18 protein-coding genes are annotated in these 18,992 nt (G+C 71.1%); 8 read left to right on the top strand and 10 right to left on the bottom strand.

Annotated elements, in window-relative coordinates:
• Window positions 1-632 precede the first annotated feature (632 nt).
• From ACMXN5_RS01615 to ACMXN5_RS01630, 4 genes are all read right to left on the bottom strand, one after another.
• The gene (locus ACMXN5_RS01615) at window positions 633-1,694 is read right to left on the bottom strand and encodes an outer membrane protein assembly factor BamB family protein (protein WP_439673646.1); all 1,062 of its coding nucleotides are present in this window, start codon (window positions 1,692-1,694) and stop codon (window positions 633-635) included.
• Between the two features lie 588 nt (window positions 1,695-2,282).
• Entirely contained in the window at window positions 2,283-3,449 is a 1,167-nt protein-coding gene (locus ACMXN5_RS01620; protein WP_439673647.1) for a helix-turn-helix domain-containing protein, read from the bottom strand.
• A gap of 440 nt (window positions 3,450-3,889) precedes the next feature.
• Window positions 3,890-4,255: a hypothetical protein gene (locus ACMXN5_RS01625; protein WP_439673648.1), complete on the bottom strand. Its 366-nt coding sequence runs from the start codon at window positions 4,253-4,255 to the stop codon at window positions 3,890-3,892.
• 111 nt (window positions 4,256-4,366) lie between these two features.
• Window positions 4,367-5,167: a sigma-70 family RNA polymerase sigma factor gene (locus ACMXN5_RS01630; protein ID WP_439673649.1), complete on the bottom strand. Its 801-nt coding sequence runs from the start codon at window positions 5,165-5,167 to the stop codon at window positions 4,367-4,369.
• Window positions 5,168-6,254: 1,087 nt separating this feature from the next.
• Between ACMXN5_RS01630 and ACMXN5_RS01635 the strand changes: the two genes are divergently transcribed.
• Window positions 6,255-7,067: an SAM-dependent methyltransferase gene (locus ACMXN5_RS01635; protein ID WP_439673650.1), complete on the top strand. Its 813-nt coding sequence runs from the start codon at window positions 6,255-6,257 to the stop codon at window positions 7,065-7,067.
• Between the two features lie 104 nt (window positions 7,068-7,171).
• Here ACMXN5_RS01635 and ACMXN5_RS01640 read toward each other — a convergent pair whose 3' ends face one another.
• The 6 genes from ACMXN5_RS01640 to ACMXN5_RS01665 form a co-directional block, all read right to left on the bottom strand.
• On the bottom strand, window positions 7,172-9,472 hold the full coding sequence (locus ACMXN5_RS01640; RefSeq protein WP_439677926.1) for an FtsX-like permease family protein: 2,301 nt from the start codon (window positions 9,470-9,472) through the stop codon (window positions 7,172-7,174).
• A 20-nt stretch (window positions 9,473-9,492) separates the two neighbouring features.
• Window positions 9,493-10,173: an ABC transporter ATP-binding protein gene (locus tag ACMXN5_RS01645; RefSeq protein WP_439673651.1), complete on the bottom strand. Its 681-nt coding sequence runs from the start codon at window positions 10,171-10,173 to the stop codon at window positions 9,493-9,495.
• Window positions 10,170-10,694 carry a PadR family transcriptional regulator gene (locus ACMXN5_RS01650; RefSeq protein ID WP_380000465.1) on the bottom strand — a complete coding sequence of 175 codons (525 nt, stop codon included), beginning with the start codon at window positions 10,692-10,694 and terminating at the stop codon, window positions 10,170-10,172. Before ACMXN5_RS01650 ends, ACMXN5_RS01645 begins: the two co-directional genes overlap by 4 nt.
• Before the next feature lie 109 nt (window positions 10,695-10,803).
• The gene (locus ACMXN5_RS01655) at window positions 10,804-11,595 is read right to left on the bottom strand and encodes a S1 family peptidase (RefSeq protein ID WP_439673652.1); all 792 of its coding nucleotides are present in this window, start codon (window positions 11,593-11,595) and stop codon (window positions 10,804-10,806) included.
• 159 nt (window positions 11,596-11,754) lie between these two features.
• Window positions 11,755-12,072, bottom strand: coding sequence for a peptidylprolyl isomerase (locus tag ACMXN5_RS01660; RefSeq protein ID WP_380031239.1), 318 nt, complete (start codon window positions 12,070-12,072; stop codon window positions 11,755-11,757).
• Window positions 12,073-12,257: 185 nt separating this feature from the next.
• A complete protein-coding gene (locus ACMXN5_RS01665) occupies window positions 12,258-12,866 on the bottom strand; it encodes a PadR family transcriptional regulator (protein WP_439673653.1) in 609 nt (202 codons plus the stop codon).
• 125 nt (window positions 12,867-12,991) lie between these two features.
• Here ACMXN5_RS01665 and ACMXN5_RS01670 point away from each other — a divergent pair, with 125 nt between their 5' ends.
• The 7 genes from ACMXN5_RS01670 (at window position 12,992) to ACMXN5_RS01700 (ending at window position 18,978) form a co-directional block, all read left to right on the top strand.
• Window positions 12,992-13,447, top strand: a complete 456-nt coding sequence (locus ACMXN5_RS01670; protein WP_439673654.1) for a hypothetical protein — start codon at window positions 12,992-12,994, stop codon at window positions 13,445-13,447.
• A 72-nt stretch (window positions 13,448-13,519) separates the two neighbouring features.
• The gene (locus tag ACMXN5_RS01675) at window positions 13,520-14,743 is read left to right on the top strand and encodes an FAD-dependent monooxygenase (RefSeq protein WP_439673655.1); all 1,224 of its coding nucleotides are present in this window, start codon (window positions 13,520-13,522) and stop codon (window positions 14,741-14,743) included.
• A gap of 200 nt (window positions 14,744-14,943) precedes the next feature.
• The gene (locus ACMXN5_RS01680; protein ID WP_439673656.1) at window positions 14,944-15,402 is read left to right on the top strand and encodes a hypothetical protein; all 459 of its coding nucleotides are present in this window, start codon (window positions 14,944-14,946) and stop codon (window positions 15,400-15,402) included.
• A gap of 5 nt (window positions 15,403-15,407) precedes the next feature.
• Window positions 15,408-15,923 carry a thiol-disulfide oxidoreductase DCC family protein gene (locus ACMXN5_RS01685; RefSeq protein WP_439673657.1) on the top strand — a complete coding sequence of 172 codons (516 nt, stop codon included), beginning with the start codon at window positions 15,408-15,410 and terminating at the stop codon, window positions 15,921-15,923.
• Between the two features lie 11 nt (window positions 15,924-15,934).
• Window positions 15,935-16,693 (top strand): TetR family transcriptional regulator, encoded by a 759-nt coding sequence (locus ACMXN5_RS01690; RefSeq protein WP_439673658.1) that lies wholly within the window; start codon window positions 15,935-15,937, stop codon window positions 16,691-16,693.
• A gap of 248 nt (window positions 16,694-16,941) precedes the next feature.
• Complete coding sequence (locus tag ACMXN5_RS01695) at window positions 16,942-18,336, top strand: GMC family oxidoreductase (RefSeq protein ID WP_439673659.1); 1,395 nt, start codon at window positions 16,942-16,944, stop codon at window positions 18,334-18,336.
• Window positions 18,337-18,360: 24 nt separating this feature from the next.
• Window positions 18,361-18,978, top strand: a complete 618-nt coding sequence (locus ACMXN5_RS01700) for an HD domain-containing protein (protein ID WP_439673660.1) — start codon at window positions 18,361-18,363, stop codon at window positions 18,976-18,978.
• The last annotated feature ends 14 nt before the right edge of the window (window positions 18,979-18,992 follow it).

The raw sequence follows: 18,992 nt of genomic DNA on the forward strand, positions 1-18,992 counted from the left end.
CCGGCATGCCGTCGCGGATCTCGGCTGCAATGGGCGACCGTGGCGGCGTGGGTCGTGCGGACCTCGCGATTGGGGAGGACCCGGAGATTGGCGACGAGTTGGCTCTCCCCTTCGGACTGGGTGCGCAGTTTCGTACCGACGACGGTGGCTAGCTCGCCGGTGAGGGCCTCGACCCCGGGGCGGACGCCGTTTCCCGCGCCGGTGTGCGGACCGTTGGCGATGGCGATCAGCCGAATCCGCCTCGCCCGGGGCCGGTTGGCGACTTCCTCCAGGGCGCGCAGGAAGTCTCGGCGCTTCCCGCTGGGGGCGGGCTTGTCGTCCCAGGCCGCGATGTGCTGCGGAAGCAGTTCCTGGGCGGCCGGGCTGTTGCTCGCCGCGGTAGACCCAGTCGGTGCCGTACGGCAGTTCCCAGATCTCGTCGGCCGCAGGCGCTTTGCGGTCGGTCGCCCGTGGCCCGGGCGCCAGGACGATCGGGGGACCGGATTCGAAGGCTTCGGCGACCTGCTCTTCGGTGACGCTCAGGGCATACCCTCCGGGAAGTCGACCGAAGAGTTGGTCGGGCGTGTCGGATGGTGGCTTGGCACGCGTTCGACCGGCGTTCCGACGTGGGGACGCATGACACCGACTCCGGTTCAGTCCCGTCGGATGGCGAAGACGTAAGCGGTGCCAGTGAAGACCACGGCGTGATCGGTGCCCACCGGCCGTGGCCTGTCCGAGACGACGCGTTGGAGGACCGCCTTCGTGCGCAGGTCGACCGCCATCGAGGGGCGCTCGCCGGAGTACAGGACCGAGCCCACGACGGCGACCGGTTCCAGGCGGATCTCGTTCTCGGCCTGTTGCCACAGCAGCGTGCCCGTGTCGATGCGCCAGGCGGCGACGGTCCTCGTCGTCGTGACCACGACGACGACTCCGTCGGCGTCGGAGAGCCCGGACTCGGGCGTACCCGAAAGCGTCGGGCCTGTCGCCAGCAATCTGCCGGTGGCGGGTGCGTTCACGCCGTAGGTGACGGTGGTGGGCGACGCGTCGAGGTCGTACCAGCCGATGACCAACCTGCCGCTGTCCTGCTTGACGAGGTCGGGCTGCGAGGTGGCGGCTGCTCCGACCGGCCGGGCGAGGTCCTGCGGCGCCCACAGGAGGGTTCCGGTGGCGGCGTCGAAGCCCGTCAGAGCCTGCATCGTGCGAAGGTCCGATCCCGCGATGTCGCGGTGATGGACGACCACTCCGGAGGCGACGGTGGCGCTGTCCTTGATGCAGGACCATTCCCCGCAGGGGATCCGCCAGCCGGGGGCGTCACTGCCGGCGTCGCTGATCACCAACGCGCCGGGGCCGCCTCCCTTGCCGTGCTCGGTGACGATGCGCCGACCGTCCACGATGAACGGCTTGTTCCGGCCGGGGTGTTGCTTGTGGGCGATGCGCCGCCCCTTCTCGTCGAGGACGTCGATCTCCCAAGCCTCCTTCCCCGGCGAGATACCGTCCGATGGCGTCGTTCTCATCGTTTCGGTCATCAGCGCGGGACGGCCGTGCCAGGTCGTCGGTACCGGCTTGCTCGGCACTTCCACGATCGCGTGCCGCGCGCCGGTCGCCGCGTCGCGGAACTCGACGGTCCGACTCTCCTGATCACCCGCCCGGGGTGTGATCAACGCGACGCTCGCGCCGACGGGTTCGGCGACCGCGCCGCGGCCGATCAGGGGCACCGACCACAACGCCGCGCCGTGCACACCCGCCGGTGGTGCACCGGGGAACGCGATCGCTGCGGACGGCCGCCCCGTGCCGCCCGGAACGACCTCCGCTCCTGCGGAACCCCCGGGATGCGGCCGGTACTTCGGACCGTCGTCACCGGAGCCCGTGCATCCCGCGACCGCCAGGCTCGACACCACACCGATCGCAAGTGGCACCACACATCGCCTCGACCACACGCCCCGGCCCGACACATGTCCTGTCCTCGATCGGGTACCCGCACGCCGGCCGGCGGCGCGGGTACCCGCCGGAACACCTCGGATGAACTCGGGAAACAAGCCCTGCCCTCTCACGAGTTCCTTTCCCGCCTTTCGAGTGTGCCTTCGCATTCCGTTGCCGATGTCTCTTCCGGGTGGCCGGCCCTCGTGCATCGGAAATTACGTCGTCGACCGCTGTCCGGGACGAGGCATCCGAACGGCCCGGCCGGGCACAGCCGGCCTCACGACCGACCCGCCGACCGAACGCGCGACGACGACCCCATTCCATCGCAGTCTCGAACGCGGCGCCTTCGCATGACGCGCCAGGAGCTTGGCACCGCGCGCCGGCTATGTGTGGCGGCGCAGTGCGTGATTCCGGTAGTCACTGGGGGTCGTGCCGTAGTGGGCGCGAAAGGCGCGGGTGAAGTCGGCGTGACGGGGAAAGCCCCAACGCGCCGCGACGGCGTGGATGGGGAGGTGACGATGGGCGGGATCGGCCAGGTCGTGTCCGCTGCCCTCCAACCGCCGCGCACGGATCCACGCGCGCACGCTCGTACCGTGCCGGCGGAACAATCGATGCAACGCGCGCACCGACATGTGGTGGGCCGCCGCCACATCACCGGGGCTGAGCCCCGGATTGCCCAGGTGCTGTCCGATGAACGCGGTGACACGGAGAAATGCCGCACGATGCCGTGCTTCATCCGGCACATCCGTCTCCCGATCGAGATGGTGGGCCAGGAACGTCGTACACAGGTCGAGAGCGACCGTGCCCAGTCGCGCCGTGTCCTGCGGTGTGAAGTGAGCATCGCCTGCCGCGAGACGCACCAGGAAATGCGCGAGCAGCCCCGCGACGCCGTCGCCGGCGGGAAAGGTTCGAGCGAGCGCCCCGTCGAGATGTCGATCTCGCATGGGTAGCAGCGCCCGCGGGATCTGGATGAGAAGCGACTCGCCGTCGGCATAGGCGTCGAACGGGCGCGAACTGTCGAACAGCAACAGCTCTCCCGGCTGCGCCGAGGAGGTCCGCCCGTTCTGCTCGATCACATGCGGGCCCGATCCGACCAGCACGATCTGGAGGCATTCCGGATCCGAGGCGCGAATCAACGCCGGTGACCGCATGGTCCGAAACGAGGAGTACGACATGCCCGAGAGCTGCGTCGCTCCCACCTGCATGGTCGCGAACCAACCGCTGAAGACCTCGATGTCCACCAGCCGAAACGCCGTCGGCATCACGGCGCCGCGGGTGAAGTCGGCCCATGCGTCGAGGGCATCACGCGCGGCGAAGTCGGTACTGTCGAAAACCTTCTCCACGCTCTCGCCTCCGCGGGACAGGCGACCTGTGTCGCCTCGGTCGGACTCGGACGCCGGCGGTCGTAGACCCCGTACGTCGTGTTTCATCACCCACCACCGTCGGCGCTGTGGGCCCAGCGCCGCGGCGGGCGGACTCACGCTAGCGACTCTCGCCGTCCGAGTCGCCTTCCAAAGGCTCGTCTTCGATCGAGGGGCTGCGGCACACATCGAAGGCGCCTTCGTGACCGACCCGAGCTCACCGCTCTACCCGGTCTCCCGATCCCGATGCGGCGGGCAGCCGCCCCACGGACAGACGTCCCCGCGAACCACGCCGGTTTCGCCGCACCGGTCGGAACGGCCGCGCTCTCTTGCGCACGAGCGAGTCCCTGTCCAGCCGAACCCGAAGACCGTGCTCCCCCGCCGAGCTCCCACAGAACAGCAGGCACCGCAGGGTCGCGAGCCCATAATCGGGCAAGGTGGCCGGCGGCCGTCGCGAAGCTCCCGTTCCCCGTTCCCCGTCGGCTGCCGGCGCTCCCTTCGCGAACGCGCTCCAGCGACCGGTTGAGGGGGCCCGACGCCGGACCGCGTCGACACCGATCGCGGGGGCGCAGACGGTGCACCCATACGCCTACCCCCGCACGACGGCGGGGACCCGGCGCCGATTGAGGTCAGGTGGCGGGGAAGAGGCGTTCGCGCGTGGTGATGTTCACGAACGCGGGGCCGGAGGTGCGGCGCACTCCGGGGGTGGTGCCGTCGACGTCGTAGGTCAACCTGATGCGTGTGCCGACGTGGGGCAGGATCTCGCCGGAGGGGATTCGGAAGACCATGGCCTGTCCGACGCCCTTGCCGGGGACGGGCGCGGATTCGACGAACACGCATCCGTCGGGCCCCTCCCAGCGCACCGTGATCACGTCTCCGGCGGCCATGCCGACGTAGGCCGGGACCCGCACGGTCGCACCCAACGGTGCCTGGTTCGGGTCGAGTTCGTCGTCCTCGGCCTCGTCGACGAATGGCGGGGCGAGCGGATCGTCCATCGGGCACAGTCCTTTCGGTACACATCGGGTCGTCCGGATCGTTCACGAGGCGCGTGCCCGCCCGCGCGGACACCAGGCGAGAGCAGGCGGTGGCAGAGGGGTCGAGGCTGGTCAGGTGGTGGCGAGCATGCCCGTACGCAGGGTGGTGAAGGTGCGGGTGAGTAGTCGGGAGATGTGCATCTGGGACAGTCCGAGTCGTTCGCCGATCTCGGCCTGGCTGAGGTCGTCCCAGAAGCGGAGCTTGAGGATGCGGCGGTCGCGTTCGCCGAGTTCGGCGATCAACGGGCGCAACGATTCGCGGTCGACGACCAGGTCCAGGGCGGGGTCGGGGGCGCCGTGTCGATCGCCTCGGGAGGCGCCATCGTCGCCGCGACCGGTGGTGGGGGCCGGGGCGTCGAGGGAGTCGGCGCGCAGAGCCGCGCCCAGTTCCAGGCCCGTGCGGACCGTGGCCTCGTCGGTGTCGAGGTGTGCCGCGAGTTCGGCGTGGTCCGGTTCGCGTCCGAGGCGGGCGGAGAGGTCGTCGCGGGCGCGGACCAGGCGCAGGTACTGCTCCTGTTCACCGCGGCGGGCATGGACGGCCCAGGTGTGGTCGCGGAAATAGCGCTTCAGCTCGCCCGCGATGGTGGGCATCGCGTAGGCGAGGAAGCCTGAACCGCGGTCGGGGCAGTAGCCGTCGACGGCCTTGATGAGCCCGATCGCGGCAACCTGGCGCAGGTCCTCGCGCAGGTCGGCGCGATGGGTGTAGCGAGCGCAGGCGTGTGTGACAAGGTTGAGGTTGTCTTCGACGACCTCGTTGCGCAGTCGGGCGTGGGCGTGGGCGCCGGGTTCCAGAGTGGCCAGGAGTGCCAGGTTGCGGTCGGTGGCGGAGCGCAGTGCGGCCAGGGCGTCGGGGCGGCCGGGGTGGTCGGTCATCGTGGGAGGAGCCTTCGAACGAAACGTGTCGGACGCCGGGGAACCGCGGGCGGGAGCGGGCGATGCGGCCCGGGGCGGGGCCGACTTCGATCCCTTCCACCCCACGGCCCGCCCACACCCCGAAACGAACAGGAGGATGGGCGGCCGACGCCCGGTGCCACGTGTCCGGTGAGGGCGCGGCCCATTACACGGGGCGCCGTCGCAGGGCCGCCATGTCACGCCATTCGCCGAACCAATGCACACAGGGGACGATTCCAGAGAAACACATCCGAACCACTACTTCTCGGTGACACGGCGGTGCCTGACCATGATGGCCTCCGCTCGGCACAGTCGGTGAGGCCGGGATGGACGTCCCCGTGGCCACATGAATCTGCCGGGTTCGGGCGACGTCGAGTTCCGTCTCCACGACTGCCCGCCGCCGGCACCGCTTTCCCCTTCACCTGGAACGCCGTCGGCACCCACGGCGAACTCCACATCGACGCCGAAAGTACCGACCTCGGCCATCCCTTCGGTTCGTCGTGATCGCGAGCACCGGACCCCGCATGGAGATCCGCGGCCACGAGGACACCGCCGGCGCTCTCGAAACCCGGGACACGCCGTCTACATCGTTTGGGTGAACCACCCCATCGCCCGACCCTCGAGGACATCCGTGTCGTGGGACCCAGCGGAGAGCCCCGGGAAGGGAGTGCTCTCCGGTCACCGCCGAGTCCCGGCCTCGCGGTTGCATCCCAGCGAGGCCACGACTCGGACCGTGCGAGGAGACCGGCGTCGGGCCCATTTGACGTACGCCTCCCGGGCGTACGTATTGCTCCACGCGCAGTAGGCCCCCGAGAACGGCCCCATGCTTCTGCTTCGCACGGGGCGGGCTCTCGGTTCGCGGGATGGCGTCACGGTTCACCGCCGCAGCCTCGACCGACACGAGCGCGGTGCGGGCTCGACACGCGGGGCGACACGCCCGGTGGGGCGGTGAACCGATTGGTGGGTGGGTGGCACAATGGGGTGGGAACGGGTTCGAAGGCGCTTGGGCGCGCAGCCTTTCGTTCGGGATGCACCGGGTGAACGGCGGACAGGAAAAGGGACCACCGCCGTGAGCGAGAATCGACCGTCCGAGGGCCAGCCGATCTCGGGGCCCGACGTCGCGCACAACGCCCGGGTCTGGAATCACTGGCTGGGTGGCAAGGACAACTACCCGATCGACCGCAAGGTCGGCGACCACGTCACGAGCATGTTCCCGAGCATCGGCGAAGTCGCCCGCGCGGACCGGGAGTTCCTGGGGCGCGCGGTGCGCTTCCTGGCCGGCGAGGCCGGGATGGACCAGTTCCTCGACATCGGCACCGGGCTGCCCACCGCCGACAACACGCACGAGGTCGCCCAGCGGGTGAACCCCACCGCGCGGATCGTCTACGTGGACAACGACCCGCTCGTCCTGGCGCACGCCCGCGCGTTGCTCACCAGCACCCCCGAGGGCGCCACCGACTACATCCACGCCGACGCGCACCACCCCGACGCCATCGTCGCGGACGCGAAGGCGACGCTGGACTTCGACCGCCCGGTGGCGGTGATGCTGCTCGGCAGCCTCAACTTCATTCTCGACACCGACACCGCCGTGGACATCGTCGGCCGGTTGATGGCCGCCGTGCCGTCCGGCAGCCACCTGGTGATCACCCATCCGACCACCGAACTCGGCGGTGAGGGCAACGTCGAGGCCATGCGGTTCTGGAACGAGAACGCCACCCCGCCGATCACCGCCCGCAGCCTCGCCGAGTTCACCCGCTTCTTCGCCGGCCTGGACCTGCTCGACCCGGGCATCGTCTCCTGCGCCCGCTGGCGAGCCGCCCCCGTCGACGGCGAACTCCCGCCGATCGTCCCGCAGTTCGGCGCGGTCGCCCGCAAGCCCTGACCCCGTCGCGCGCAGGTCCGACGAGCACACTACGGCGGCGTCGGGCCCGAAGTCTCCGGGCCCGACGCCGCCGCGCCGGCCTTACCGTGCGCAACCCCGTCCGGCTACTCCGTCCGCAACCCATCCGGCCGCATCATCCGCCACAGCGGCGGCAGACTCAGCGCCGTGACCAACAGCACCACACCCGCGCCGATACCGGTCATCGACGCCAGCCCGGCCCAGTCCACCCCGAACGGGCGTTGCGCCATGCCGAGCAGCGCCGCGCCCAACGCCACCCCGGTGCCCGCCGCGAGGAACAGGCCGAGCACGACCGGAATCGCCGTCTGGTACAGGATCGACCAGCTCAACGTGCTGCGCCTGGTGCCGAACGCGACCAGGACCGACAACAACTTCCGCCGCTCGCGCAGCTGTTCCAGCATGGTCACCAGCAGGCTCGCGCCGATCATCAGCAGCACCACCGTCGAGCCGACGAACAGCGCGGTGCGCACGTTCGCGAACCGCCGGGATTCCTGGGTCTCGCTCAGCGTGTACACCTGCGCCAACGGATCCACCCGGGCCATGGCGTTGCGCGCCAGGTCGCTCGCGTCCCGCACCGCCGGGTCGAGCGCCAGGGTCATCGAGTACGTCAGCTGCCGGCTCACTGCCGCCGGCACCGCACCCGGCGTCGCCAACACCCCGTCGGGGGCGATCCCGCTCCCGTCCGCGCGACCCGGGACCGTGCGCGCGGCCGCGGGGATCACCCACGGCGTGAGCACGGGCGTCGTACGCGGGCCGCGGCCCATGTCGATGACCACGTTCTTCCCGGCCACCGGCCGCATGCTCCCGACGGAACTCGACGTGCGCGGGTCGACGACGAACGTGTCCCCGTCCGCACATCCCTCGATCCGGGCCAACTCGCGCAACGTGTCACACGTCCCGATCGTCAACGACGCGCCCGGGCCGGGGTCGTCGCCCGGCTCGGCCAGGCGGGTGCCGGATCGCCAGAATGCGCTGCGCACCCCCGTCGCCTCCCGGATCTGCCCGGCGATGCGCTCGATCCCCTCGGTGCCCAGCGGCGCGTCGGAGCTCACCGCGAGTTGTGCCCGTGTGGTATCCGCGCCGGTCTTCTTGGTGTAGTCGTTCTCGATCCCCAGGAAGAGCATCTGGAGCGCGATCGCCCCCGCCACCGCGACCGCGATGCCGTTGACCGCTCGGGCCGCCGACGTACTGCCCACCTGGAGCCGCCGGACCGCCAGTTGCCACGGCACCCCACCGGCACCGAGCCGGGTCACCACCGCATCCACGAGCCAGGGCAACATCGCGGTGACCCCGAGCAGGAGCAGCACCACGCCGAGCACGACCTGTCCCCGGTTGAACTCCCCGCTCTCCGATCCCCGGCGGATCAGCGGGTACAGCGCGGCCAGTCCCGCGAGCGGCAGCAGCAGGCGCCACCACACCCGGCGCCGAGGGGGCGTGGCGGTCCGGACCACGCCCAGCGGTTCGATCACCACGGCACGCAGCGCGAACAGCGTCACCGCGACCGCCGAGAACGGCACCGCCAGCGCCACGAGCACCGCGAGCGGCACGCTCGGGTCCAGGTCGGACGGGAAGATGCTCAGGTCGAACGCGGAGGCCACGCCGGCCAGTTGCCGCCCGATCAAAAAGAAGCCGAGCCCGAACAGCAGACCGAACAGTGATCCCGCGAGCGCCTCCCCCGCCGCGATCCACCGGGTCGTGCGCGCGTCGGCGCCGACCAGCCGCAGCGCCGCGAGCCGCCGGTCCCGCCGCTCGCCGCCGAACCGCACGGCCGTGGCGATCAGCACCGCGACCGGCATCAGCAGCACCACGAACATCACCACGACCAGCAACACCAGCCGGGGATCCATCGGGTCGGCGGGAAACGAGCTGCCGAACGCGGTGATCCGCTGCACCGAACTCCATCGGTCGCCCGCGGTCACGGTGTCGTTCCCGGCGTAGAAGGCCAGTTCGTCCGGGCCGATCAGGCCCTTGTCGCCGATCGTGCCGACCGTGCGGTACGGGAACCGTTCCCGGAGCAGCCGCCCCCGGCTCGAATCGAGCAGGTCGGCCAGCGCGGGCGAGACGACCATCTCGCCCGGCCCCGGCACCTTGGCCAGCCCCGGCGGGATCGGCGCCTTCGGGCCCTCCGCCCGCAGGAGCCGGCCCCGGATCTCGTCGCCCTTGTAGCTGGTGTCGGCGTTGGCGATCAGCAGCGTGTGGTCACCGGCCTGCGCCGCCTGCCCGCGCTGTTCGTTGCGATCGCGGCCCCGCTCGTCCCGCGCGGACAGCGCGCTCGGAATCGCGGTGGTCAGCAGGAGCAGCGCCACCCCGAGGCCCACGCCGATCGCGGTCAGCAGTGTGCGGATCCAGCCTTCCCGGCCGCCGGTGACCGCGAATCCGGCGCCCATCCTGAGATCACGGAACACGTTCACGCGGCGCGCGCCATGTCCCGGGACCGGCCGTCGCGCACGACGATCTCCCGGTCGGAGTACGCGGCGATCCGCGACTCGTGGGTGACCAGGACGATCGCGGCGTCGGTGGATCGGGCCGCCCCGATCAGCAGGTGCATGACCCGTTCGCCGTTGAGCGAGTCCAGCGCGCCGGTCGGCTCGTCCGCGAAGACCACCCGGGGACGGATCACCAGCGCGCGGGCCACTGCGATGCGCTGGCCCTGACCGCCGGAGATCTCGCCGGGCCGCTTGCGCGCGAGGTCGGCCACCTCCAGGCGCTCCATCCACTCCCGCGCCCGGGCCTCGGCCTCCTTGCGCTTGACCGCGTTCAGCCGCAGCGGCAGCGCGACGTTCTCCAGACAGGTCAGTTCGGGTACGAGTTGGCCGAACTGGAAAACGAAGCCGAAGTCGCTGCGGCGCAGCGCGCTGCGCCCGCCGTCCGACATGGCGGTCAGGTCGCGGCCGTCGTAGCGGATGGTGCCGGAGTCGGGGCGCACGATGCCGGCCAGGCAGTGCAGCAGCGTCGACTTGCCCGATCCGGACGGGCCCATGATGGCCACCACCTCGCCCGAGCGGATGGTGAACTCCGCGCCGGCGAGGGCGGGCGTCGATCCGTAGGTCTTGTGCAGGTCGTGGCCGCTGAGCAGGGAGTCGGTCACTTGCGGATCTCCAGGGTGAGTTCGCCGAGCCGGGCGGCGGTGAGTTCGAGCCAGCGCAGGTCCGCCTCGAGGTGGAACAGCGCGTGGTCGCAGATCAGTCGGTCGCTGAGATCGCCGTCGATCTTGCGCCGGGTCAGCTCGCGCATCATCGTCAGGTGTTCGGCCCGCTGGGTGTCGAGGATGTCCGCGGCGTCGCGGCCGGTCAGCAGCGCGAGGACGACCTTGGTGTAGAGCGTCGACTGGAGATAGGGCTCCGGCGTCTCCGGCCGGCCGAGCCACTGTTCGACGTCGGTGACACCGGCGTCGGTGATCGCATAGCGCTTGCGCTCGGGACCACCGCCCGATTCGAGCCCGTCTATCTCGACGAGGCCGTTCTTCAACAGCCGCGACATGGTCGAGTAGACCTGGCCGTAGGCGAGGGTACGGTCGCGTCCGAAGCGCTCGTCGAAGCTGCGCTTGAGGTCGTAGCCGTGGCAGGGTCCGGACTCCAGGAGCCCGAGCAGGGTGTGACCGATTGACATGCCGAGCACTATACGCACCAGGTATACCTCGTGTGTATAGCAGGGTGCCGTAGGCCCGTCACCGCGTGCGGTGACGGGCCTACGGTCGGAGAAAGCGCTAAGACACGCCCTAGAGGCCCAGGTCCTTGGTGACCGCGCTCGCGCGGGTGAAGACCGAGCGGGGCTGGGCGCCGTCGCAGTACTTGTTGCCCGACGACACGATGCCGATCAGCTTGCCGCCGGCCACCAGCGGGCCGCCCGAGTCGCCCCGACAGACGCTGGTTCCGGGGTTGGCGGCCGGCGGCAGGCCGCACACCTTGGTGGCCGTGGTGTCGCCGGGGAAGGTGTACGGGTCGCAGGACGCCACCGGCGACAACACCAGCGTGGTCCGCTGCTGCCGCGTGGTGGGCACTCCGCCGTCGCGCTTGCCCCAGCCGTAGACGGTCGCGGACTTGCCGAGGGTGTAGAGCGCGCCGTCCTTGGCGCCGGCGATCGGCAGCGTCGGGTCCTTGAGCGACCGGTCGAGCGTCAGTACGGCGGCGTCGTAGGTGAGCGTGCCCGGGGTGTACTTCGAGTGCACGCGCGCGCCGGTCACCTTCCGGGTCCGACCGCCGGGCGCGGTCAACTCCACCTTGCCGGCGACCACGGTGATGCCGGTCGGGTCGTCCACCGCCGTGGCGCAGTGCGCCGCGGTGAGCACCTTGGTCGGGGCCACCAACGTTCCGCCGCACAGCAGTTCGCCGTCGGCGGTGTACAGCGCGACGGTGTACGGCGCGGCTCCGACCGGCGCGTCGGTACCGTTGCGCACCGCCGAGGCGGACTGCGCGCAGAGTCCGACCGCGGCCAGGGCGACGACCGCCGCGCCGAACACCTTCGCCGCGCCGGGCCGGCGGGTGTCCGACGTGTGCCGAGTACGAGTCATATCGCGGCCATCCCTTTCGATCGCACGCCCGCGCCACGGGGGTTCCCGCCGCACGACGACGCTCCTGCCCCTTGGACGCACACCACCGCCGCCCGGATGCATTCCCGCCGGGATCCGTCACCCGCTCCCACACCGGAGCCGCACCGGCCAGGCGCCGGCTCAGTCCTCGTCGACGTAGCGGGCCGGTCGGGTGTTCACCAGCTTGATGATGTGGAAGCCGTACTGGGCCGGAACCAGGTCGCTCACCTGCCCGGGGCGCAGCGCCACCAGGGCCTCGGCGAACGCGTCGGCGTAGTCGTCCTCCTGCCCCCAGCCCAGGTCGCCGCCCTTGGCCGCGGACAGCGGGTCCTTCGAGCGTTTGCGCGCGAGTTCGCCGAACCGGCCGGGGTCTCGGGCCAGTTCGTCGAGGATCGCGCGCCCCTCGCTCTCGGTCTCCACCGCGATGTGCAGGACGTGGTATTCCAGTGCGTCGGACAAGGTCGCTCCCGGGTCGTCGCCACCCGGCGCGCCCGGGCCGAGCGCGGTCACCGAGTTGTCGATCAGGTGGATGATACGGCCGCCGCACGAGCACCCCGGGGAGGCGCCGACGGTGTGTGCGGTGGCCAGGTCCTGTCCGGCGGATCTTGGTGGATCAGGCCGCGCCAAGGTTCGCCGGACAAGTCTTAGTCCGCCGTCGCGTCGACGAAGGCGGCCAGCGACGCCTGGTCCCAGGCCAGCCGGCCCGCCGTCAGATCGGCCGACACCGCGTCCACCCAGCGCAGTTCCGCGTCGGTCATCGCGCGCAGGTATTCGTCTTCCAACACCACCACCCGCGGCAGGTTCATCCGCGTGGTCTGCGCCGCCTCCGCATCCAGATCGGCGAGCCGGGCGACCAGCGCCTCCCGACGCCGGGTCAACAACTCGCGTGCCGTCTCCGGGGTGACCAGCGCCAGGAAGGACAGCGCCGCCGGGAATTCGGGGAACTCGTTGCGCGGCGTACCCACCATCTCCGCCATCCAGGCGTGGCACGCGACGCGGCCCGCCTCGGTGATCTCGTAGACGGTCCGCTCCGGGTACTGCTGATCGCGCTCGGTCTCGCGCACCGCGATCAACCCGGCCTCGCGCAGCCGATTGATCGTCTTGTACAGCGACGCGCGCTGGCCCACGTTGACGACCTTGTCCTTGCCCCACTGCTTGATCCGCTGCTGGATCGCATACGGGTGCATCGGGTCGCGGTAGAGCAGGCCCAGCAGCGCCAGCGCCAGCGGTGACCTGCGGAAAGTCGTCGTCATACGGCCAACCCTACTGGATTTCCGGCAACTAGCATCAGGAGAACTAGTTGCCAAAACACTAGTCTCCATGCAACTATCGATTCACCGAAGCCCGAAGCCCCACACCGATCCCAAGGAGCCTCCCGATGACCACCACCACCCCGGTCCGCATCCACGCCGACCACGCCACCACCAAGCACCTGGGCCACTGGACCACCGCGACCACCTTCGAGGTCCGCGAACGGCGGGCCGCCGCCGTGCTCGACCTGCGCTCGCCGCGGATCGGGGAGGGCGACATCGAGATCCGGGTCGACCTGGACCACGCGATGCTCAAGCTCCTGGTCCCCGACGACGCGGTGATCGAGCAGAGCGGGTTGCGCTGGACCGGTCGCGGCCGGGTCAAGGACTCCGCCGCGCCGGCCGCCGCCAAGGGCCGGGTGATCCGCCTGGTCGGTGCGATCGACCACGGCGAGGTCCGGATCCACCGCAGCGGCGTCGCGGTGTTGTCCGCGATGTTCAGCCGCGAGTTCGTCGAGGACGTACGACGCGCCCGCCGCGACGGCACCACGCCCACCGTGGCCGACCCCGCGCACACCCCCTGACCAGGTAATTCCCGACATCCGCCCGGGCCGGGCCGCACCCGTCCCGCGCCACCCTCACCTCGGAGTACAGACATGAACCGCGTCAGGACCGCGATGATCATCGGCGGCGGCATCGCCGGACCGGTGACGGCATGCGCGCTGCGCAAGGCCGGCATCGAGGCCACCGTGTACGAGGCGTATGCCGACATCGCGCCCGGCGACGCGCCGGGCGGCGCGCTGAGCATCGCACCCAACGGGCTCGACGCGCTGCGGGTGATCGGCGCCGAGGAGGCGGTGTCCGCGGTCGGTGAGCCGACCTCCGACATGGTCTTCGAGAACGGTCGCGGCCGACGTCTCGGCGCCGCCGCCGGTCTGCCCGGCCTGCCCCCGAGCCGCACCGTGCTGCGCGCCGACCTGCACCGGGTGTTGCGCGAGCACGCCCTCGATCACGACATCCGCACCGAACACGGCCGCCGGCTCGTCGGGGTGCGGGAGGAACCCGACGGCGTCACCGCCGAGTTCGCCGACGGGAGCACCGCGACCGCCGACATCCTGATCGGCGCGGACGGCATCCGCTCCACGGTCCGCGCCCTGATCGACCCCGCCGCGCCCGCCCCGGAATACGTCGGCCTGCTCGGCTTCGGCGTCGGCGCCCACATCCCGGAGGAAGGCGACCGCGACGGCGACGCCCGGCCCGCCCCCGGCACCATGCACTTCGCCTTCGGCAAGCGCGCCTTCTTCGGCTACTGGACCCAATCCGACGGCAGCGTGGCCCTGTTCAGCAATCTGCCGCATCCGCCGATGACCACCGCGGAGGCCCGCGCGGTCCCCGCCGAGCGGTGGCTCGGCCTGCTGCGCGAGGCACACGCGGGCGACGTCCCCGCCGAGGCGGTGCTGCGCGCGGCCTCCGCCGACGACCTCCTGGTCGCCGGTCCGCTCGAACTGATGCCCCCGCTGCCGCACTGGCACCGCGATCGACTGGTCCTGGTCGGCGACTCCGCGCACGCCCCCTCGGCCAGTTCCGGCCAGGGCGCCTCACTCGCAATGGAGAGCGGCATTCAACTGGCCCGCTGCCTGCGCGACTTCCCCGACCCGACCGCCGCGTTCGCCGCGTACGAGGCGATGCGCCGACCCCGGGTCGAGAAGATCGCCGCCGCTGCCGCCAAGACCAACAACAGCAAGGCCGCGGGGCCGCTCACCAAGGCCGTCATGGCCCTGCTGATGCCGATCATGACCCGCACCGTGCTGACCCCGGAACGGATGTTCGGCGAGGCGCAGCGCCACCACATCGACTGGTCCGCACCGGCCGCCGCCTGACCGATACCCACCTCCACCCCCGCCCCCACCCGCTCCCCAACACCCGTCGATCACCTCGCCTTTGCGGGGTGATCGACGGGTTTCGCGCGTTCCGCCCCGTCTCGCACATCCACCCCACCCGACAACTTGAACGTGTTCAAAAACAGGTCTAGAGTCACCGATGTCGGCCAGTTTGAACACGTTCAAAAAGGAGCCGGTCCATGGACATGACCGTCCTGACCTATGCCATCTACCTGGGCATCAGCATCGGGCTCACCGTGTGGGTGGCGCGCACGCTGAGCCGCAACGGACAGATCTTCCTGCAGGACGTCCTGCGCGGCCGCGAAGAACTCGCGGCCGCCGTCAACCACCTCCTGGTGGTCGGCTTCTACCTCGTCAACCTCGGCTTCGTCGCGCTCTACCTCAAGGTCGGCGACACCGTCGACGACGCACGCGGCTCGGTCGAGGCGCTGTCCGTCAAGCTCGGCACCGTGTCGCTGGTCCTCGGTGGGCTGCACCTGCTCAACGTCTACGTGCTGAGTCGGATCCGGCGGCGCGGCCTGGACGAGGCGACCGATCCGGGCACGCACGCGCCCCAGCGAGCCCGGAAGTTGTCCGGCCGGGCCTACGGTCCGCCGATCGCACCCCAGGGCTCCACCCGCCCCGCTCCCGGGGTCTGATCCCGATGACCATCTCCCAGGGGAACACCGCGCCGGGCCGATCGGAGGGGACGGCCCGGCGCGGTACCCCCGCCCCGCCTCCCCGGGTCCGCCGGATCACCATCCTCTTCGACGCCGACTGCCCGCTGTGCGTCGCGCTGTCCGGCTGGATCGCCCGGCAGCCGACCCTGATCGCGGTCGATCTGGTGCCGGCCGCCTCGCCGCGCGCCCGCAACCGCTATCCCGACCTGGACCACGAAGCCACGCTGCGCGAACTCACCGTGGTGGGCGGCTCCGGCGAGGTGTGGTCCGGCGCCGCCGCGTGGGTCACCGTGTTGTGGGCGCTGCGCGCGTACCGCGGCCTGTCCTTCCGGCTCGGCACGCCGCTCGGGATGCCGATGGCTCGGGCCGCCGTCCTGGGCGCGGCCCGGATCCGCTCGGCCACACACCGGGGCCCACTGCCGCCCGACCCGGACGGGAACCCCTACCGGGAACCCTGGACGGTCGTCGAGTGTGACGATGCCTGCGAGCTCGCCCACTAACCTTGCCTCTCGTGGAGCACGTGGCAGGCACCGACGCAGCGAACCCGACCGACGGCGGCGACAGGCCGGACCCGGGCGGGCGCCCCGGCAAGAGCGAGCAGACGCGGTCCCTGATCCTGGAGACCGCGCTGCGGCTCTTCCGCGAACGCGGCTACGACAAGACGACCATGCGGGCCATCGCCCAGGAGTCCGGCGTCTCGGTCGGCAACGCCTACTACTACTTCGGCTCCAAAGAGCACCTGATCCACGGCTTCTACGACCGCCTCACCCACGAGCACATCACCCGCTGCCGGCAGGAGCTGCGCGGTGTCCGCGACTTCGGCGACCGGCTCCAGGTGGTGTTGTCGGTATGGCTGGAGGTGGCCGAGCCGTATCACGCGTTCGCGGTCCAGTTCTTCCGCAACGCCGCCGACCCGGAGAGCCCGCTCAGCCCGTTCTCCGCAGAGTCGTACCCGATCCGCGAACAGGTCACCGAGCTGTTCGCCGACGTGCTGCGCGGCTCCTCGCTCCGCATCGACGACGAACTCGCCGAACTGCTCCCGGAGTTGTTGTGGCTGCACCTGATGGGCATCGTGCTCTTCTGGGTGTACGACCGCTCCCCCGAGCGCGCCAAGTCCCGCGCCTTCGTGGCCCGTACCACTCCGATGGTGGAACGGCTGATCACCCTGTCCCGCTACAAGGTCTTCCGCCCGCTGGTCCGCGACGCCGAACGCCTGATCCGCGACTACATCGTCCCAGAGGACGTCACACCCCCCGAGCAACACCGATAGCACCGCATGCGATCGGGAGGCGCGGCGCGGCGCGGCCGATCACCGATCGTGGTCGCGATGTTGCCGGCGCTGCTCGGTGGCATCGGCTCCCCGCCGGAACGACTGTGATCGCCGCCCGCTCACGCCGAGCCCGCGCCGGGGGCGGCCGATGGCGTACCCCGTAACCCTGCGGGCGTGCGTGGCCCTTGTGTGGCCATCATGGTCATGATAGCTATGACAGGTCGTCAGTTCGCGCGGAAGTGGGCAAAATGCGGGGTTTCGAGGTTGTCGTGGTCGGGGGCGGGTCGGCCGGGTGTGTGGTCGCCGCGCGGTTGTCGGAGCGCTACGACGTGCTCCTGCTGGAGGCCGGACCCGCCGCGCTGCCCGAGGAGTTGCGGCGGCTGTCCCGCCCGATCCGGGCGCCCTACGACTGGGGCGACACGGTCGTCTCCGGTGATCGGGACCTGCGGTACGCACGCGGCCGGGTGGTCGGCGGCTCGTCCGCCACCAACGGCGCGGTGGCCATGCGTCCCGAACCCGAGGACTTCGACACCTGGCCCGAGGGCTGGGCCTGGGCCGACATGTTGCCGTGCCTGAACCGGATCGAGCACGATCTCGACTTCGGTGACCGGCCCTACCACGGCACCGGCGGGCCGATCCCGATCATCCGGCACCCCCGCGCCGACTGGGCCCCGCTCCAGACCGCGTTCGCCGCCGGTTGCGCGGCCGTCGGCATGCCGGACTGCGCCGACCACAACGCGCCCACCGGCACCGGCGTCGGCCCGATCCCGATGAACCGCCGGGACCGCACCCGGGTCTCCAACGCCGCCGCCTACCTGGCCGGCGCGGCCGACCGGGTCACCGTACGCGCCGACACGCACGTGGCACGGGTGCTGGTCGAACACGGCCGTGCGGTCGGCGTCGAACTCGCCGACGGCGCCACGGTGCACGCGGGCCGAGTGATCCTCGCGGCCGGCGTGGTGCAGAGCCCGCTGCTGCTCGCCCGCTCCGGGATCGCCGACACGAACCCGCACGTGGGCCGGCATCTGACCGACCACCCGGTGGTCTCCTTCGCCGCCCGGGTCGACCCCGACGCGGTCCCGGCCGACGCGCCCACCCTCCAGGTGATCGCCAAGGCGACCGCCCGCCGGCGCCACGACCTCCAGCTGACCCCCGTCGCCCGGCGCAACCCGGACGGCACGTGCGAGCTGGACATCAGCGTGAGCCTGCAACTCCCCGCCGGCGCCGGGACGGTGACCCCCACCTCCGCCGATCCCGCCGCGCCCGCCCGAATCGACTGGCCGTTCCCGGCCCACCCCGACAACCTGGCCCGGCTGGGCCAGGGCCGCCGCCTCGCCGCACGCATCGCGCGCGAGAGCGGGATCCTCCTCGACAACGGGGAGGCCGACCGCGCGGCCGCGCTCGGCGACGCCGAGTCCGACGAACTGATCCGGCGCACCCACTACGCCTTCTACCACGGCGTCGGCACCTGCCGGATGGCCGAGGACCCGGCCGCCGGCGTGGTCGACCCGACCGGGGCGGTATTCGGGTTGCGCGCATTGCATATCGTGGACGCGTCCGTGATCCCGACCGTGCCGCGTACCAATACCCACCTGCTGGTGACCGCGCTCGCGGAACGGTGGTGCGATCTGGACACCGCGTGATCGTTCGCCTAGCTAGGAGTCGTCTTGTCCGGTGTTCCCCTGTTCCCGCCCACCGACCCGCACCTGGCCGCGCAGGTCGGCTTCATCCTGGAAATCGACCGGCTCAAGGGCGTGGTGCGGCGCAACCTGATCGCGGACGCCTCCCGGCGCGAGAACACCGCCGAGCACTCGTGGCACCTGGCCATGCTGGCCGGCACGCTGGCCGAGCACGCCGCGACCGATGTCGACGTAGCCCGGGTGACCCGGATGTTGTTGATCCACGACCTGGTCGAGATCGACGCGGGCGACACCTTCTACTACGACAGCGTCGCCGAGGTCGACCAGGTCGAGCGCGAACAGCGCGGCGCGGACCGCATATTCGGCCTGCTTCCGGCTCCGCAGGGCGACGAACTCCGGGTGTTGTGGGAGGAGTTCGAGGCCCGCGAGACGCCCGACGCGCGCTTCGCGAAGGCGATCGACCGGTTCCAGCCGTGCCTGCTCAACTTCCACACCGAGGGCGGCACCTGGCGCGAGTACGACCTCACCCGCACCGAGGTGCTGGCCAAGCAGGGCAGCACGATCGAGGACGGCTCCCCGTCGTTGTGGGCATACACCCTGGAACTGATCGACGAAGCGGTGCGGCGCGGCTACCTCAAGCCCTGACCGACGTGCCCGGC

The organism is Embleya australiensis (genome assembly GCF_051903075.1).
In the GTDB taxonomy this organism is placed as follows: domain Bacteria; phylum Actinomycetota; class Actinomycetes; order Streptomycetales; family Streptomycetaceae; genus Embleya.

Coding starts and splice junctions, on each gene's coding strand:
- ACMXN5_RS01620 (WP_439673647.1), bottom strand. CDS start 3,449: ATGTGTGCCGCAGCCCCTCGATCGAAGACGAGCCTTTGGAAGGCGACT.
- ACMXN5_RS01625 (WP_439673648.1), bottom strand. CDS start 4,255: ATGGACGATCCGCTCGCCCCGCCATTCGTCGACGAGGCCGAGGACGAC.
- ACMXN5_RS01630 (WP_439673649.1), bottom strand. CDS start 5,167: ATGACCGACCACCCCGGCCGCCCCGACGCCCTGGCCGCACTGCGCTCC.
- ACMXN5_RS01640 (WP_439677926.1), bottom strand. CDS start 9,472: ATGGGCGCCGGATTCGCGGTCACCGGCGGCCGGGAAGGCTGGATCCGC.
- ACMXN5_RS01650 (WP_380000465.1), bottom strand. CDS start 10,694: ATGTCAATCGGTCACACCCTGCTCGGGCTCCTGGAGTCCGGACCCTGC.
- ACMXN5_RS01655 (WP_439673652.1), bottom strand. CDS start 11,595: ATGACTCGTACTCGGCACACGTCGGACACCCGCCGGCCCGGCGCGGCG.
- ACMXN5_RS01665 (WP_439673653.1), bottom strand. CDS start 12,866: ATGACGACGACTTTCCGCAGGTCACCGCTGGCGCTGGCGCTGCTGGGC.
- ACMXN5_RS01670 (WP_439673654.1), top strand. CDS start 12,992: ATGACCACCACCACCCCGGTCCGCATCCACGCCGACCACGCCACCACC.
- ACMXN5_RS01675 (WP_439673655.1), top strand. CDS start 13,520: ATGAACCGCGTCAGGACCGCGATGATCATCGGCGGCGGCATCGCCGGA.
- ACMXN5_RS01680 (WP_439673656.1), top strand. CDS start 14,944: ATGGACATGACCGTCCTGACCTATGCCATCTACCTGGGCATCAGCATC.
- ACMXN5_RS01685 (WP_439673657.1), top strand. CDS start 15,408: ATGACCATCTCCCAGGGGAACACCGCGCCGGGCCGATCGGAGGGGACG.
- ACMXN5_RS01695 (WP_439673659.1), top strand. CDS start 16,942: ATGCGGGGTTTCGAGGTTGTCGTGGTCGGGGGCGGGTCGGCCGGGTGT.